A 16,552-nucleotide genomic window follows, 5' to 3' on the forward strand; every position below is an offset into this window, starting at 1 on the left:
TCGCAATTCAAACAAGTTAAGCCTGTATCTAAGCAAATTGGTGAAATAGTTAGCGTAAGCTAACGAACCACCAAGCCCCAGAATTCATTCTGGGGTAGTTGACCACTATAAACACAAAAAAGCTCCATAATGGAGCTTTTTCTTATAGTTAAATTTCTTTCAAGGCTTGATCAATTGGAGTGTTTCCACTACTCATTGGAATAACCTTATCAATAGTATTTGGATATTTTAGAATTTCAGCCAATGTTTTAGCAACATCAGGAATTGGATTTGAGTTAGTTGGACCAGCATCAAGTTTGATTTTGCCTGTTCCGGCTTCTTCAGTGAGATTCGTAGGCTGCAAAATCGTATATTCAAGATTAATCGAATTCATTAAATCAGTATCAGCAAAGAATTTAGCAGCTAGATAGTCCTCAAGACCTGGAATCTTCTTCCATGAGTCTACATCTAAACTAAGCATTGAACTGAGCATAATATAGCGTTTAACACCTGCTTTTTCAGCAGCCATCATAGTTTTTATTGCTCCCATAGCATCAGTTTGGATAAGGTCCTTACCACGAGATCCAGCCGTAAAGTAAATAGCATCAAAAACTTTTACTTGTTTAGTAATATCTTCTACATCAGCATGTAAATCAAGCTTATCAGATGTTACACCATCAAGTTTAATAATATTTTCTGGATGACGAGCTGCTGCTGTCACTGTATTACCATCAGCTACTAAATCTTTAATTAAATCTATAGCTACTCTTCCGGAGCCACCAAAAATAAATATTTTAGCTATAATTTTTCCTCCTCGAAAAAACTTACAGTTTTATAATAGCTTACTTTTTATTAGTAGTTCAAAATTTACACTCATTTTTTAGTAATAAAATCGAGTAATTTAAACATTACCTCTTTATTTTCTCTTGGCACATCATGAGCCATAATTTCTTCAGCAGTCTGATTTAAATCATTATTTTCAAGTGGATACGCACTATCGTTAATGGCAATTTCTCGAACATTATCTTCTTCAGGCTCAAAATGAAATTGTAAGCCGATAACATTATCTCCTAATAAAAAGCCCTGATTTTCTACTAAGTCACTCGAAAATAAAAGTTTTGCACCTACAGGAATTTCAAACATTTGTTGGTGCCAATGAAGGGCCGTTAGTTCTTTAGGAATATCTGGTATTGTTGTATCTTTTAAGTAAACTGGAGCCCAGCCTACTTCCTTATGAGGAGCATCTGAAATTTTAGCTCCTATAGTCATCGCAATTTGTTGTGCACCAAAACAAGCCCCAAACATCGGCTTACCGGCATCAAGCATTCTTTTAATTAGAACTCTCTCTTGCTTAATCCACTCTAGATTATCATTTGGACTCATGGGGCCACCTAGAATTACAAGTAGATCTGTTTCATTAGCAGTTGGCAATTTACCAAAAGTTTCAGGATGATACACATATAATTCATGATGATGACTATCTGCCCAGGTTTTAATTGCTCCTGGCCCCTCGTTTGGAGTATGTTGCAATACATTAACGCGCATTATTTATCCCCTTTAACTAGCATAAACTTCATGCTTTAAAATTCCTACATAAGGTAAATTTCTATACAAGCCATTGTAATCTAATCCATAACCAACTAAAAACTCATTAGGGACCTTAAAACCATAATAATCTGCATGAAAATCTACGACACGGGTTTCAGGCTTATCAAGCATAGATACAACTTCTACGCTTTTAGCCCCACGTTCTTTCATTATTTCACTAAGTGCTTGCAAAGTACGTCCCGTATCAATAATATCTTCCATAAAAATTACTGGACGATTTGTTACATCTGACTTAATATCTTGCGTAATCTTTACTTTTCCTGTGGATTGGCTTCCTTCATAACTAGATGCCTTAATAGGCTCAATAGTTAGCTTAAAACTTAATCTCTTAATCATATCACTAGCAAAAATCATTGCTCCATTTAAGACTGGAACAATAATTGGCTCTTCATTTTTATATTTTTTATTTAATTCAGCAGCCATTTCATCCATACGATTGTTTAAATCATTTTGAGTATACAATACACTTTCGATATCGTTATTCATTCTTTAATTCCTCTTTATTAAAATCGTCAATGATGAAATTTTAACATAAATTCGATGATTTTTTTAGTATTTTTACACTTATTTATTAATTATTTTTACTACTAATAATTATATTGTTCGTATTTTATAAATAAAGAAAAATTATTTATATTTTTTTAGATTTCATCTTAAATATAAGTCAAAAAAATTCACAAATTACTCTTAATATTGATATCAATCAAGTAAGAAAGGAATGGTTTAAATGACATTATTATTAATTTTAGGTATTAGTGCTGTAGCATTACTTGCTACTAACGCAGTAATTATAAATAAACCAGTTCCAGTTCCTGTAAAGGTTCGTAGGAAATAAATCCATAATCCATTCTTCATTTTCCTCTACAATTTAGTATTAAAAACCCTCGTTGATCTAAGTCAACGAGAGTTTTTGCTTTATTTTTGATTTCTTTGATAACTATTTTTAATTCCTAGTTTCTTTCGATATTTAGAAATTATTCTACGACTAATTGAAATTTCTTTTTCTTTAAATTTATTTACCAGTTTCTCATCACTTAATGGTTTTTGGGGATCTTCTAACTTAATAAAATCCTTCAACATTCTTTCAAGTTGATTTTGAGTTAAATTACTAATACTTTTTCGTGGAAACAAGAGCTTTAGACTAAAGACCTTACCTTGGCACTTCTACATATTTATCTTTAATTGCTCTACTTATAGTACTTATTGCTAAATTTAATTCTGTAGCTGCATCTTCTAATTTTATACTTACTAAATCTTGCTCATTCAGAGAGGACAAATATTTTTCTTGTCGTCTTCCCAAAAATTTCCCTAGATTTAGTAGCGTCTCTTCACGTTGTTGAATTGCATAATGTAAGTCAGTAAAATCTTTCTTTTGTTTTATAAAATAATCCTTATCTTTTATTTCGCTATATTTTTGTAGCTCAACAAACTTTTCTTAATTAAACTGTTGCCTGAACGTTCAAGCACTGTATTCGGATCAATTAAAAAGTTTCCATATTCCGCAAATGTTGGGAGTTCTTCGACCATAATATTATTTAAATGTAGCTTGATTACGTCACTATTTTCTTGGTCACGGTAAGCAGCTGCACAGGAAACCTTAATGATATTTTTTAAATACCCAATATTTCCGGGATGCTTAATTTTTAATAAAGTATATACTACATATTTATCTACTTCAATTTTTCGATTAATTCGACGTGCCTCTTGATAGAAAATATACCGTAGCAGTTCTAGTCTTTCATCAATTGGACGACTAGCAAAATCGGGCAATTTAACATGTACAGGTACACGCCGTAGAAAAGTAGTTAGAAGAACTTTCTCTGGATTTTCAGTGGTTGCCATTACTAGAATTGTCCCTAATCCATAAATGAAAATAGTTTTTCTTGATTTTCACTACTTAAGCGATGTACTTCGTCTAAAAATAAGTATCCTCCATTTGCCTGCTTAAGAAGTCCATCTTTTGCTTCGTCAGCCCCTGTATAGGCACCTTTTACATAACCAAATAACATACTGGAGACAAGTTCAGGATTATTCGCATAATCAGCACAATTCAAAACAATATATGGAGCCTCATTACTAATAATTCCTTTGCTCTTAGCTAATTGAGCAATTTTGCTTGCTAAATAACTTTTTCCTACCCCCCGAATGACCCGTAATCAAAATGTTTAAACCATCCGGTGGATACATAATTGCTGCTGAGATTTGATAAATAGCATATCTCATTGAACCACGATAGCCAATAAAGTCATCAAAATTATGATTCAAATTAGGCATACTACCTTTTTTAGTCCATTTTACTGGTCGCCCAGCAATTTTTTGAATTTTTTCTTCTCTAAATAATTCATTTAAATAATGACTAACTACCGATCTGGATAAATTTAAGCTATCAGCTAATTGTGCCGTTGTTAGTGCATGATCATGGCCAAGCATATTTAAATAAGTTAAGACATTTTTTCCTTTATCCATGATTCGTTCTCCATAAGTTTAATATTATAATTATATCACATTTTTGAAAGCGATATCATTTAATATGCTTATATATCATGGCTACCCTGTATTATCTCAAAACTTTTTCAAATGCCTTACTAAAAGATGCTTTTTCCATATCCTTACTAATGAAATAAATAATGGCTTTATCTTTAAAAACTAAAAAGGCAATTCGAGCCGATCCAATAGTACCAAGATTTAATCGAAATTCATAAATTTTTTGTCCATTAATTCTTTTTCTACTAGCCAATTTAATCTTTGTCATCCCAGTGGTAACTTCTTTAGCAAGGGCTTTTTCAATTAAATTCTTGATTATCTTTTTTTGCCTATTATACTTTTTAAAAAAGCTTTTACATCCATGATCATCAAATATTATTCGCATTTTTCCACACTTAAGCCAATAAAAAAAGACCTCAGAAAATGAGGTCTTTTTTAATATAGTTTTTGATTATTCTTCGTTTAATGAAGCTTCATCAAATTGAACTGATGATTCCTTTGTGTCGATTGGTGCAGTACCCATCCATGAAATCATTTCTTTCATAGAATCAGTAATTGCGTCAGTACCAGCTCTCAAAAGCTTACGTGGGTCATAACCCTTGTTGCCCTTGTCTAAGTCCATCTTGTCTTCGATGTACTTACGAGTTGCAGCTTGGAATGCTAATTGGAATTCAGTGTTGATGTTAATCTTAGCAATACCTAATTGAATTGCCTTTTCGATTTGGTCTTGAGGAATTCCTGAACCACCGTGAAGAACAAGTGGTTCGTTTGGAACTGCTTCTGCAATTTCCTTCAAACGATCGAAGTTTAAGCCAGTCCAGCCTTCTGGGTAAACACCGTGGATGTTACCAATACCACAAGCAAGCTTGTCAACACCAGCAGCAACGAAAGTCTTAGCATCTTCAACTGATGCTAATTCACCACCATCGGCACCTTGGTTTTCACCAATCTTACCGATTTCAGCTTCAACAGAGATACCTCTTTCGTGAGCTAACTTAACGATTTCCTTAGTCTTTGCTAAGTTTTCGTCAGTTGGTAAGTTGTGACCATCAAACATAACTGATGAGTAACCAAGTGCAATACATTCCTTAGCTGATTCAAAGTCACCGTGGTCCAAGTTCAAAATAACTGGAACATCGATATCCATGTTGTCCATTTCATTAAGAACTAAGTCCTTAACAGTCTTGTAACCACCCATGTACTTAGCAGCACCAGTAGAAACTTGAATCAATAAAGGAGTTCTAGTTTCCTTAGCACCTCTTAAAAGTGCGCGAGTCCATTCAAGGTTGTTAGTGTTGTATGCACCTACAGCGTAGTGGTTTTCACGAGCAGCTTTGAAAATGTCATTACCATTTACTAAATAAGCCATTAAAAAAATACCTCCTAAATTTTTAACACATCACTAGTTTAACCCATTAGTGCAAAAATTAACATACTTTAGCTCAAAAAAATTCAGTGAATATTTTTATTTAAAGAAATATTACATTTCTTTAGGTGCATTTACACCCAAAAGTCTTAAAGCTTCTGTTAAAACAATTGAAGTTGCTTGAACTAATGCAAGACGAGCGTTTAGTTGATCATCTTCATCTAAAATTCTAACATTTGCATAATACTTATTAAATTTCTTACTTAAATCTAAGGCATATTTTGCAATAATTGATGGTTCAAATTTTTCTGAAGCTTTTTCTACAATAGCAGGGAAATCAGCTAATGCTTTTGCGACTGCAAAGGACCAATCATCATTTAAGCTTAAATTATCCATTGAGATCTCTTTATTAGCTTTGCGTAAAATACTTTGAGCTCTAGCATTAGTGTATTGAACGTATGGACCAGTATCCCCTTCAAAACGAACAACTTCTTCCAAATCAAAATCAAAGTTATCCATTCTATCATTCTTTAGGTCATGAAATACAACGGCGCCCACACCAACATCATGAGCAACCTGCTTCTTATTAGATAGATTTGGATTCTTTTCTTCAATTTGTTGTTCTGCTAAAGAAACTGCATCTTTTAGGACTTGATCTAAGAAAACAACGTTTCCTTTTCGAGTAGATAATTTCTTTCCACCTTGAGTAATCAAACCAAATGGAATGTGGTGAATGTTATCTGACCAGTCATACCCCATCTTCTTCAAAACTTGTTTTAATTGCTTAAAGTGACCAGTTTGTTCGCCACCAGCAACATATAATGACATAACAAAGTCATATTCTTTTTTACGATATAAGGCAGCAGCCAAATCACGAGTCATATAAAGGCTAGAGCCATCAGATTTTAAGATTAAAGCTGGGTTTTCATCTTCTCCCAAGTTAACAACTTGAGCTCCACGAGATTCTTCAAGTAAGCCCTTTTCTTTTAATTCATCAACTACTGGCTGCATCTTATCATTGAAAAATGCTTCTCCGTTATATGAATCAAAAGTTACCCCTAATTCTTTATAGATACGGTTAAATTCTTGTAAGGAAACTTCACGGAACCATTTCCATAATTTAATTTCTTCTTCATCACCGTTTTCTAGTTTCTTAAAGGCAGCACGTCCTTCATCTTCTAACTTAGGATCTTTTTCAGCTTCTTCATGGAACTTAACGTAGTAATGGAAAAGATTTGTGATTGGATCTTTCTTCACATCTTCCTCATTACCCCATAAACGGTAAGCAGTAATTAATTTACCAAATTGGGTACCATAGTCCCCAAGATAATTAATTTTAATTGAAGTATAACCAACTTTTTCCAAAGTCTTAGCAATTGAATTACCAATCACCGTGGAACGTAGGTGTCCCATTGACATTGGTTTAGCAATATTAGGAGAAGACATGTCAATTGGTACATTTCCTTCACCAAGTTTCTGATCACCAAAATGTTCTTTTTCAGTTAGAACATCGTTTAAAGTTGCATTGACTAATTTTGCATGATCAATTGCAAAGTTTACATATGGTCCAACTGCTTGAATACTGGCGAAATTATCATCACTAATTTTTTCTGAAATATCCTTAGCAATTAAAGCAGGATTTTTATGTTCAATTTTAGCCAAAGCAAATGCTGGAAAAGCATAATCACCCATCTTAGGATTCTTTGGTCTTTCAATTAACATAGAAATTTTTTCTTTAGGTAAATCTACCTGTTCACTAACTAAATCAACGACTTTTTGTTTAAAATCCACTTATAACACCTCTTGCATAAAAAAAGTCTCTTCCTAATAAACTAGAAAGAGACGAGAAAGTTCCCGCGGTACCACTCTACTTGATACAAAGTATCCGCTTATTAATTGATTTTAAAGTTAAAGTTAAACACGCCTTCATATTGCCCCATTGTCTAACTCCCACCAACCATAGACTCGCTGAAAACAAATGCAATACTACTACTTTTAACCTTTTGTCATGAAGATTATATCAGCAAACTTAGGGAAAGTGCAATATTAAAACGAATGCATAGTAAAATTTTAATTAAAACAGTAACTTAATAACTTTTTTGTCTCCACAAACCGTTCATTATCATTTTCAGCACCTAAAATTACTGTAATCACTCTTTTTCCATTTTTATTCACTGTACAAGTAAAACATGAACCAGCGCCATCAGTAGTACCCGTCTTTAAACCATCAACAGGAAATATCGAATCATAGTATGAGAGACCGTTTAGCATTTTATTACTATTAATCATAAGAGTATTTTGAAAATATGCTCTAGCTAGTTTCGTAGTATTTAGAATTTCAGGGTAATCAGTTATTAATTTTCTTGCTACAATTGCCATATCATTGGCACTCATTTTATTTTCAACTGTTGTCGTCATCCCTAAAAAATTTTTCTTTTTCTCTGGTAAACCATCAACAGTTACGAATTTAGCATTATTGAGTTTCCATTTACGAGCTTGCTGGCGCATTTGATTTAGAAAATTTGTCTCGCTTCCACTAACTGCAATCGCGAGTAAACGGGCTGCATTATTTGCCGACTTTATTAAAGCTGCATAGTATAGTTCTCTTACGGTATATTTTTGTCCTAGCCTAAGTGGAACACTTGCGTAATCTGGATTTGAGCCCAAGTCAACTATTTCTTGAGTTGGAGTAACCGTTGTGTCCCAAGATATCTTTTTCTCTTTAATTGCTTGTAGAGTTAAATAAACGGTTAAAAGCTTGGTCATTGAAGCAATCGGCAAGCTTTGATTAGCATTTTTAGCGTAAATGGTTGATCCATCTTTTGCATTAATTGCTACAGCAGCTTTAACGTTTAAATCTACTTGGTTAGAATGATAATTCGACGGCATTCTATTTGAGTTAAAATTGTTTTTCCATACAAAAAAACAAATAGCTGCTATTACAAGGCTAATTAACCATAAATACTTTTTCCTAGATTTCTTCTTTGCATGTCTCATTCGGTCACCCAATTTCTCTTTATGCAATTTAACTTATTTCGTCATTACTTAATTATTTCTCATATTGCTTCATTATCTCTGGAAGATGAGCCGATAATTGAGTTGGTCGAACAATATATTGCCTCTCTGCAATTTTATCAGCAGTTAAAGAATGAATTCCCACAGCAGCCGCCACTGTTTCTAAGTTAGGTATAAATTGACCACAAAATCCGCCAATAATTCCAGCTAATGTATCTCCCATACCACCAATAGCCATTCCTGGATTACCAAAAGGATTTAAATAAATATGCCCTGCTTGATCATAAACTTTAGTGTGATTTGATTTTAAAACTAAAATCGCATTCTTATTTTTAATTAATTTATCTAAAGCTACCTGATTTAGTTCATCACTTTGATCAGAAATTTTTATTCCACTTAATCGCTCCCATTCCATTTGATGAGGAGTAAAAATCAAAATTTTTGAATTTAATGGTAGTAAATCATTTCGCTGACCAATTAAATCTAGTGCACTAGCATCTAAGATTAGTGTTTGCTTTAAGGTGATGTTATCTCTAAGTAGCCTTAAAATTTGTTGTGCTTTATCATCTAATCCAAGACCCATTCCACAAACTACTACATCAGAACTTTTAATTAAATTCTTTAACTCTATGCTTTCATCCCAATTAAGAGCCATAATCTCTGGGTCTCTAGTATGTAAAGCGGCAATATTGACTTGGTCTGTAGCAACTGTCACTAAACCTGCACCACTGTTTAATGCGCCTTCTGCTGCCATAATCAGGGCTCCCCCATATTTTTTACTTCCTCCAATTAGGAGTAAGCGGCCATAGGTGCCCTTATGGGTAGCACTTTTTCTTTTCTTTATTACTCTAGATATTAATTCTTGTGAAATAGATTTCATTTTGTCCTATCCAAAAAGCTCATCTAATCGATGAGCTTTACTTTAACATTATTTTCTTTTTCTGCAAGTTGTACTGCATATTTAGTTAATTTATCTGCAGCTACTTCACGTGTATCAGTTTGAACACTTAAAGCATAATGTTCCAAATTATCTCTAAGCTCCTGTGAAATTGTATTTTCGTATTTTCCTAATTCACTATCACTAAATGGCTTAAGAAAATCAGTTATATTGTCAAATAAGCGCTCCATTGCATAACGCAATTTTTTATCATCAACACGTTTACTTGATGCAATCTGTTTTTTAATTCTTTCAAGGCTATGAATGGTATGTGGTAATAAAATATATTCATCTTTTCGTCTTTGCCAAATGATTACGCCATTGGTTTCAATATCATTTAAATTATTTTGTACTTCATCTAAATTACTATCTGGACCAAAAGAATAACTCAAAGAATTATCATCTAGGTAAGCTGCATAGTTATCATGCTTATCGTCCGCATCCCCGTCGTAATTATCCAAAAAGTTACGGGCTGCATTAATATCATGTTGAATTTCTCTCTTTTGTGCTACGCTCAAGTATTCTGGATCATAATCTTGATAAAGATGAGTACCCTCTTCAAACTGAACTAATAATTGCTCATTCTGCGCATCCTTTAATATCTTGTCAATTTTTTATAGGTATCAGTTCCTAAATAAAAATCTTTCTCATCAATATCAAAATTGAAGTCATTATAACAAGTATCACGGAATCCTAGTAAAGTCATATATGTATCTTTTTTCAATTTCGTCTACCTCTTTCAATCGTTATTTTACTCTTTTTCTAGATAAGCAGGTAGTTTTTAATTCAAGATAGATTTTTATAACTTAACCTATTTATTGCGTTGTTCATCTAAAATTCTTTTAAAGTTTGATAATTGTTTTTTCTTTGTTCACTAAAAGCTGCTGTTCCTGAATTCACATAGGCTTTAAAAAAGTTTTCTTACTATTGGTTCCCAAACATTCTTTTGGGTAGAACTATTTTTTATCAAACGAGTAGCTAATTTATATGTCGTCTTAGGCGTTAACAGTTTCCTGAAATAAATTTGATTAGTGTCACTCACCGTTAGATATAGCATTTCAATAAAATCTTTTCTTTCCGTATCGTTTGTATTTTTTAGCCATTCAGCAATTGCCTTCCATGAAACTTCAGATGTGCTATCTAATTGCTTTACGGTTGCAAATTGATCATCGATAACATGCCAAGTAAACATATCATGCTGGAGCAAACTATTTCCAGAAGCTGCCACAATAGTACAATAATCTTTTTTCCAATCAGATCATCTTGTAATATCCCAATCAATGAGCCTTGCGGAATATATTTATGAATCTTACCCTTTAATTTTAAGAATCTATTCTTTAATCGTTCTTGATTATGAAAACCTGGTCCATCAAAGCAGTCAATTCTAGCAATATGTGACAAGTCGGATTCTTTTAGGTTCAATGCAACGGCAAAAGCTAAATTTCCGCCCTTTGAATGCCCACCAAGATAAAATTTTCCCGAAAATAAATTTTTGATTTTTCGATAATAAGAACGAGCAAAGTAATGAGCTGGTACCCAATCATTAAAAGACATATTAAAATTTTCTTTCCAACCGATGGTAGTAGCCGTTGTTCCCCGATATGCAATATAGTAGCGGGGATTTTCTAGCATAATCTTGATTAACTTTTCGGTATTCTTTCCACCAAGATTTCCCTGAGTTAAAGTCTTAATCTCTTCATCAGAAGCCAAACTTTGTAAACTATGATGCTGAGGAAGAGTATCAAAATTACAATACGCTAATTGAGAAAAAATCATGCTATCTACTTCATTTAAGGGAAATTCATTAAAACTTCGCTTCTCTTTTGCAGCATATACAAGCATATTATCCAATTTTTCTTCCTCACTTTTTTCGGAAATATTATATAATAGACTTCCTTGGCAGGGGCAAAAAAGGAAACTTAGGTAAGTATCTTACTCAAGTTTCCTTTTTCTCTTTTAAACTCTAATATGTAATTTTTCTAAGACCCTATCAACTTTTGATCCAATGATTTTTTGAGCTAAACCAAATTTCACTGTTAAAAAGGCATAGAGTAAGCCACCAATAACTACCGCAAGTGTAACAAGAACAAATGAGGTTGGTCTACGTTCAGGTGAAATGATTTTTCCACCGAAATCAACTACCCCGGTAACTATCACAAACATTGCCATTGAAAAAATTGCAATTCCAATAAACCGTCTTGATGTACGACTACTGTTATATCTGTATCTAACTTTTAAGTGCTTTAAAGAAAGCCAGATGGTAATAATCAAGCCAATATTCGTAGCTAAGAGTGGTCCATATACTTTAAAGAATTCAATCATCGGAAGTTGAACAGCAAATTTAATGATAATTCCTAACACCAGGTACTTTATAGCTAATCCGTTCTCTGATAGACCTTGTAAAATGGCCATTAAAACTGTAAATAGGCCTAAACTAATTGCCGTAAATGATGATAAGTACAAGACATTTGAACCTAGTTGATCGTAGCCATAAAAAATTGTATAAATCGGCGTTGCAATAGCAGCCATACCCAATGAAGCTGGAATCATAACAAATAAGAATAATTCCAAGGTATTTTCAATTTGGCTAGAAATGCTGGCATAATCACGTCGTGCATGGGCACCTGATAAAAGCGGAATAGCAGTTACTGACATTGCAGTTGCTAAAGATACAATAATCATGATTAATTTATTTGCATTTAATCCAAATAAGGCATACCATGATTCAATTTGATCAGAACTGGCATGAACAAACATAGCAATCATTGGATGAAAGGTATACTGGTCAATTAATTGGAACAAGGTAATTCCAGAGTCAATGATGATAAATGGAATAGATTGATTAATAATCTCCCAGAAAATTCCAGCAGTAGAAATTTTAATTGCATGATTTGATTGCTTCATTAATGCATTCAGTTCATTTCGTCTACGATATAAAAACCATACTAAGAGCAAAATTCCAAATACCGCACCAATAGCTGCAGCTAAATTTGATTGAACTACTGCATGAACATAAGATCCATGTTGAACTTGCATAATAATATAAGCAGTCAATAGCATCCATATTACACGTGCCAATTGTTCAACAAATTGAGACATAGCTGGAGGCATCATATCTGCATAACCTTGAAAATACCCACGCATGATACTCAAAATTGGAATAATTAAAACTGCATAAGAAAGACTTCTCATCACGGCAACTTGACGCGGATCACTTTTAGCCCCATGCAAAAGGGCACCAATGATATCATCAGTAGCTAAAATTGGAGCACCAAAGTACATAATTGCTGCACAAATCACACCAAACATGCCCATCAAAATTAAGCCGCGTCTAAACAGTTTTCGCCCAATATCATATTCATTTAAAGCATTATATTTCGCTACCTGCTTGGCAACCGCTCCGGGAATACCTGCGGTAGAAATAATAATAAATAAACTATAAATGTTATAGCTTTTCGCTGTTAAAGCATTGGCAATATTTCCATGATTTCCCATCCAAGCATACCATGGAATAATATACAATGCTCCTAAAATTCGTGACACAATAGACCCAAAAGTCATCCATGCGGAACCTTTGACCATTGTCTCTTTAGTATTTTTAGTATTGTTTTCCATAAAGATAAATTTTCCCTATATCCAGTTAAGCGTCTGAATTATATATTACTCATTAATGTAAATTGTATTTACAAATATTAATTATTTAGGAAAAACTTAAATTACTTAGCAACAATATTAACAATTTTGTTTGGAATAACGATGACTTTCTTGACATCTTTTCCTTCTAAGAATTTTTGAACATGATCAAGAGCAAGAGCTTCTTTTTCTAAGGTATCTTTATCACTATCCTTAGCAGCCTTAAATTTACCGCGAAGCTTACCATTAACTTGAACCATAATTTCAACTGTTGATTCAACTAATTTGGCAGGATCATATTCTGGCCATTTAGCATATGCAATAGATTCATCATGACCAAATACTGACCAGATTTCTTCCATCATGTGAGGTGCAACAGGAGCAAGAAGTTGTACAAATCCTTCTGCATATTCACGTGGAATAGTCTTAGCTTTTTGAGCTGCATTCATAAAGACCATCATTTGACTAATTGCAGTATTAAAGTGTAAAGCTTCAAAGTCTTCTGTAACCTTTTTGACAGTCTCAGCATATACCTTATCAAGTTCGCCATCATTTTCGTCAACAATTTTTTCTTGAGGGATTGCCTTTAGGTCAAGATCGTTAACAAATAAGCGCCATACACGATCTAAGAATTTCTTAGTAGATGCAGGACCATTATCATCCCAATCAATTGAAGCATCTAATGGACCCATGAACATTTCATACATTCTAAGTGAATCTGCACCATATTCATCGATTACTTCATCAGGATTAACAACATTTCCTTTAGACTTAGACATCTTTTCATGATTCTTTAAAATCAAACCTTGATTATAAAGCTTTTGGAATGGCTCTTTAGTTGGTACAACACCCAAGTCATAAAGAACCTTGTGCCAAAATCTAGCATAGAGTAAGTGACGAACAGCGTGCTCTGCCCCACCAATGTAAAGATCTACTGGGAGCCACTTCTTAAGTAAATCATAGTCAGCCAATTCTTTATCGTTATGTGGATCAATATAGCGTAAGTAGTACCAACTTGAACCTGCCCAGTTAGGCATAGTATTAGTTTCACGCTTACCTTTTCGACCATTTTCATCAACAACGTTTACCCAATCAGTCAAATTGGCAAGTGGACTTTCTGGAGTACCTGATGGCTTAATGTCAGTTGCATGTGGCAAACGTAATGGTAATTCATCTTCTGGAACTAGTGAAGTAGTACCATCTTCCCAGTGAATTACAGGAATTGGTTCACCCCAGTAACGTTGACGACTAAAGTCCCAGTCACGAAGTTTATAGTTAACTTTCTTTTCACCTACATTGTGATCTTCAAGCCACTCAATCATTCTCTTCTTAGCTTCCTCGTTGTTTAAGCCATCTAAGAATTCAGAATTGATGTGTTTACCATCTCCACCAAAGGCTTCTTTTTCTAAATTTCCACCTTCAATAACTCGATTGATTGGCAAACCAAATTTAGTTGCAAAAGCATAGTCACGATCATCATGAGCTGGTACCGCCATTACTGCACCAGTACCATAACTTGCTAAAACATAATCAGAAATCCAAATTGGAACTTCTTTTCCATTTACTGGGTTAACTGCATAGGCACCAGTAAAGACACCGGTCTTATCTTTATTTAGATCAGTTCTTTCTAGATCAGACTTTGATTCGATTTTCTTAATGTAAGCATCCACAGCTTCTTTTTGTTCAGAAGTTGTAATTTCTTGAACTAACTTACTTTCAGGAGCTAAAACAGTGTAACTAACACCAAATAAAGTATCAGGACGTGTAGTAAACACATCAAATGTTTTATCACTGTCCTTAACCTTAAAAGTAACTTGAGCTCCTTCTGAGCGACCAATCCAGTTTCTTTGCATTTCTTTAACTGGCTCTGGCCAATCTAAATCATCTAAATCTTCGAGCAAGCGATCAGCATAAGCTGTCATCTTAAGCATCCATTGACGCATATTGCGACGGTAAACTGGATAACCACCACGTTCAGTCTTACCATCAATAATTTCTTCATTTGCAACAACTGTGCCTAGATCTGGAGACCAGTTAACAGGAACTTCAGCTTCATATGCCAAGCCCTTCTTATACATTTGTTCAAAAACCCATTGAGTCCACTTATAGTAATTTGGATCAGAAGTAGTAACTTCGCGGTCCCAATCATATGAAAAACCAAGCTTATTCAGTTGCTTTTTAAAATTAGCAATATTTTCTTTAGTAACTTTTTCTGGGTCTTCACCAGTCTTTAAGGCATATTGTTCAGTTGGAAGACCAAATGCATCCCAGCCCATTGGATGAAGAACGTTATAGCCTTGTGCTCTCTTCATTCTTGAAACAATATCAGTTGCAGTATATCCTTCTGGATGTCCTACATGAAGACCTTTACCAGATGGAAATGGGAACATATCTAAAGCATAATAATTCTTTTTCTTAGGATCAGTGCCTGTCTTAAAAGTATCATGCTCAGCCCAGTATTTTTGCCACTTTTTTTCTACAGTTTTGTGATTATACAAAAATATCTCTCCTTAAAACTAAAAAACGCCCTATGATTAAAATCATAGGACGAAGTTAATTTCGCGTTACCACCTAAGTTCCACACATACAATGTGTGACACTCGTGCCCCTTAACGCGGAAAGCAAACGATAGACTTGTCGTTAGGGCAAGTTCACAGCATCATTGTTAAGCTTTACACCAACCAGCTCATCTCTAATAACAACTCTGACTTGTTACTACTCCCTAGTCTTTATTTTTTGATGGATAATGATTATAATTTACCACATCTACTAGAAATTACAAGGGGAGAAATTTTTTTGAAAAATAAATATAACAATTTAGCTATCCACGATACCCTTATTCCTGGATTTATTTTTTTAATTCTTTATGTAATTTGGGCACTCTTGGTTATTTATAAAAATCCTTTTATACATTCTTTTGACCAAACTATTATTCATCTAGTTTCTAACAACAATCTAACTAATGTAGCGATTGCCACTAAATTAACAGTAATTGGTAATACTAGTACTTTAACCATTGCTACGATAATTTTATTTATTGGCTTGCTGATTACCAAAAGATTTGCCTATGCTTTCTTCTCAGCCGGATTAATGATCTGTGCCAATGGTTATAATTGGATTACCAAACATGCCGTTGAACGTCATCGCCCTTTAGTTCACCATTTAGTTTTTGCTGATGGTTATAGCTTTCCATCGGGCCACTCAGTAGGTAGTGCAACTTTCTTTGGTATTCTAATAGTCTTAACTATCCTTTTAGTAAAAAATAAAATCTGGCGTACTATTTTAATTATTATTTGGAGTATTTTCCCACTTTTTATTGGTTACACTAGAATCTTCTGTCATGTCCACTATCCCTCAGACGTAATTGGTGGATGGCTAGAAGGTACAACATTTGTTTTACTTGGATTTTCCGTTTTATACCACCTCTATTTAAAAAAGAATAAATAAAAAATGCTAACTGAGTATAATTTTAAACTGAAGTGCCTCATAATTGTTAGACATAAAATCTAATAATTATGAGGTATTTTTTT

15 protein-coding genes and 2 pseudogenes are annotated in these 16,552 nt (G+C 33.7%); 1 reads left to right on the forward strand and 16 read right to left on the reverse strand.

Translation table 11 applies throughout. From position 1 onward, the window contains the following. Positions 1-148: 148 nt before the first annotated feature. From CP370_RS07925 to leuS, 16 genes and pseudogenes are all read right to left on the reverse strand, one after another. Complete coding sequence (locus tag CP370_RS07925) at positions 149-781, reverse strand: NAD(P)H-binding protein (protein WP_087713198.1); 633 nt, start codon at positions 779-781, stop codon at positions 149-151. Positions 782-852: 71 nt separating this feature from the next. After that, positions 853-1,524 (reverse strand): type 1 glutamine amidotransferase, encoded by a 672-nt coding sequence (locus CP370_RS07930; RefSeq protein ID WP_012845772.1) that lies wholly within the window; start codon positions 1,522-1,524, stop codon positions 853-855. A 12-nt stretch (positions 1,525-1,536) separates the two neighbouring features. Further along, a complete protein-coding gene (gene hpt / locus CP370_RS07935) occupies positions 1,537-2,073 on the reverse strand; it encodes a hypoxanthine phosphoribosyltransferase (RefSeq protein ID WP_087284945.1) in 537 nt (178 codons plus the stop codon). A gap of 429 nt (positions 2,074-2,502) precedes the next feature. Continuing rightward, complete coding sequence (locus CP370_RS07940; protein ID WP_012845770.1) at positions 2,503-2,718, reverse strand: hypothetical protein; 216 nt, start codon at positions 2,716-2,718, stop codon at positions 2,503-2,505. A 19-nt stretch (positions 2,719-2,737) separates the two neighbouring features. Further along, positions 2,738-2,989 carry a hypothetical protein gene (locus tag CP370_RS07945; protein WP_080545348.1) on the reverse strand — a complete coding sequence of 84 codons (252 nt, stop codon included), beginning with the start codon at positions 2,987-2,989 and terminating at the stop codon, positions 2,738-2,740. Between the two features lie 74 nt (positions 2,990-3,063). Continuing rightward, a pseudogene (locus CP370_RS10310) lies at positions 3,064-4,053 on the reverse strand (sigma 54-interacting transcriptional regulator); the annotation flags it as partial. A 91-nt stretch (positions 4,054-4,144) separates the two neighbouring features. Next, positions 4,145-4,456, reverse strand: a complete 312-nt coding sequence (locus tag CP370_RS07955) for a hypothetical protein (protein WP_087713199.1) — start codon at positions 4,454-4,456, stop codon at positions 4,145-4,147. A gap of 66 nt (positions 4,457-4,522) precedes the next feature. Next, positions 4,523-5,440, reverse strand: coding sequence for a class II fructose-bisphosphate aldolase (locus CP370_RS07960; protein WP_004895615.1), 918 nt, complete (start codon positions 5,438-5,440; stop codon positions 4,523-4,525). Positions 5,441-5,551: 111 nt separating this feature from the next. Next, positions 5,552-7,228 carry an arginine--tRNA ligase gene (gene argS, locus CP370_RS07965; protein ID WP_087713200.1) on the reverse strand — a complete coding sequence of 559 codons (1,677 nt, stop codon included), beginning with the start codon at positions 7,226-7,228 and terminating at the stop codon, positions 5,552-5,554. Positions 7,229-7,507: 279 nt separating this feature from the next. Continuing rightward, entirely contained in the window at positions 7,508-8,434 is a 927-nt protein-coding gene (locus CP370_RS07970; RefSeq protein ID WP_087713201.1) for a D-alanyl-D-alanine carboxypeptidase family protein, read from the reverse strand. Between the two features lie 52 nt (positions 8,435-8,486). After that, the gene (locus CP370_RS07975; RefSeq protein ID WP_012845760.1) at positions 8,487-9,332 is read right to left on the reverse strand and encodes an NAD(P)H-hydrate dehydratase; all 846 of its coding nucleotides are present in this window, start codon (positions 9,330-9,332) and stop codon (positions 8,487-8,489) included. A gap of 23 nt (positions 9,333-9,355) precedes the next feature. After that, positions 9,356-10,113: pseudogene (locus tag CP370_RS07980) on the reverse strand (hypothetical protein). Positions 10,114-10,296: 183 nt separating this feature from the next. Continuing rightward, entirely contained in the window at positions 10,297-10,581 is a 285-nt protein-coding gene (locus tag CP370_RS10090; RefSeq protein ID WP_232457402.1) for an Mbeg1-like protein, read from the reverse strand. Beyond that, positions 10,539-11,231, reverse strand: a complete 693-nt coding sequence (locus tag CP370_RS07985) for an Mbeg1-like protein (RefSeq protein ID WP_232457458.1) — start codon at positions 11,229-11,231, stop codon at positions 10,539-10,541. The genes CP370_RS10090 and CP370_RS07985 overlap by 43 nt, the downstream gene beginning before the upstream one ends. Positions 11,232-11,345: 114 nt before the next feature. Further along, positions 11,346-13,004, reverse strand: coding sequence for a polysaccharide biosynthesis protein (locus CP370_RS07990; protein ID WP_087713202.1), 1,659 nt, complete (start codon positions 13,002-13,004; stop codon positions 11,346-11,348). Positions 13,005-13,105: 101 nt separating this feature from the next. Further along, a complete protein-coding gene (leuS, locus tag CP370_RS07995; RefSeq protein WP_087713203.1) occupies positions 13,106-15,520 on the reverse strand; it encodes a leucine--tRNA ligase in 2,415 nt (804 codons plus the stop codon). A 241-nt stretch (positions 15,521-15,761) separates the two neighbouring features. Here leuS and CP370_RS08000 point away from each other — a divergent pair, with 241 nt between their 5' ends. Then, complete coding sequence (locus CP370_RS08000; protein WP_087713204.1) at positions 15,762-16,469, forward strand: phosphatase PAP2 family protein; 708 nt, start codon at positions 15,762-15,764, stop codon at positions 16,467-16,469. The last annotated feature ends 83 nt before the right edge of the window (positions 16,470-16,552 follow it).

The sequence above is a fragment of the Lactobacillus sp. UMNPBX19 genome (genome assembly GCF_002553805.1).
Taxonomy (GTDB): Bacteria; Bacillota; Bacilli; order Lactobacillales; family Lactobacillaceae; genus Lactobacillus.

Excerpts from the sequence above, each read along its gene's own strand:
- CP370_RS07930 (WP_012845772.1), bottom strand. The coding sequence starts at position 1,524 with ATGCGCGTTAATGTATTGCAACATACTCCAAACGAGGGGCCAGGAGCA.
- hpt (WP_087284945.1), bottom strand. The coding sequence starts at position 2,073 with ATGAATAACGATATCGAAAGTGTATTGTATACTCAAAATGATTTAAAC.
- CP370_RS07955 (WP_087713199.1), bottom strand. The coding sequence starts at position 4,456 with ATGCGAATAATATTTGATGATCATGGATGTAAAAGCTTTTTTAAAAAG.
- CP370_RS07960 (WP_004895615.1), bottom strand. The coding sequence starts at position 5,440 with ATGGCTTATTTAGTAAATGGTAATGACATTTTCAAAGCTGCTCGTGAA.
- CP370_RS07970 (WP_087713201.1), bottom strand. The coding sequence starts at position 8,434 with ATGAGACATGCAAAGAAGAAATCTAGGAAAAAGTATTTATGGTTAATT.
- CP370_RS07975 (WP_012845760.1), bottom strand. The coding sequence starts at position 9,332 with ATGAAATCTATTTCACAAGAATTAATATCTAGAGTAATAAAGAAAAGA.
- CP370_RS10090 (WP_232457402.1), bottom strand. The coding sequence starts at position 10,581 with ATGTTTACTTGGCATGTTATCGATGATCAATTTGCAACCGTAAAGCAA.
- CP370_RS07985 (WP_232457458.1), bottom strand. The coding sequence starts at position 11,231 with ATGCTTGTATATGCTGCAAAAGAGAAGCGAAGTTTTAATGAATTTCCC.
- CP370_RS07990 (WP_087713202.1), bottom strand. The coding sequence starts at position 13,004 with ATGGAAAACAATACTAAAAATACTAAAGAGACAATGGTCAAAGGTTCC.
- CP370_RS08000 (WP_087713204.1), top strand. The coding sequence starts at position 15,762 with ATGGATAATGATTATAATTTACCACATCTACTAGAAATTACAAGGGGA.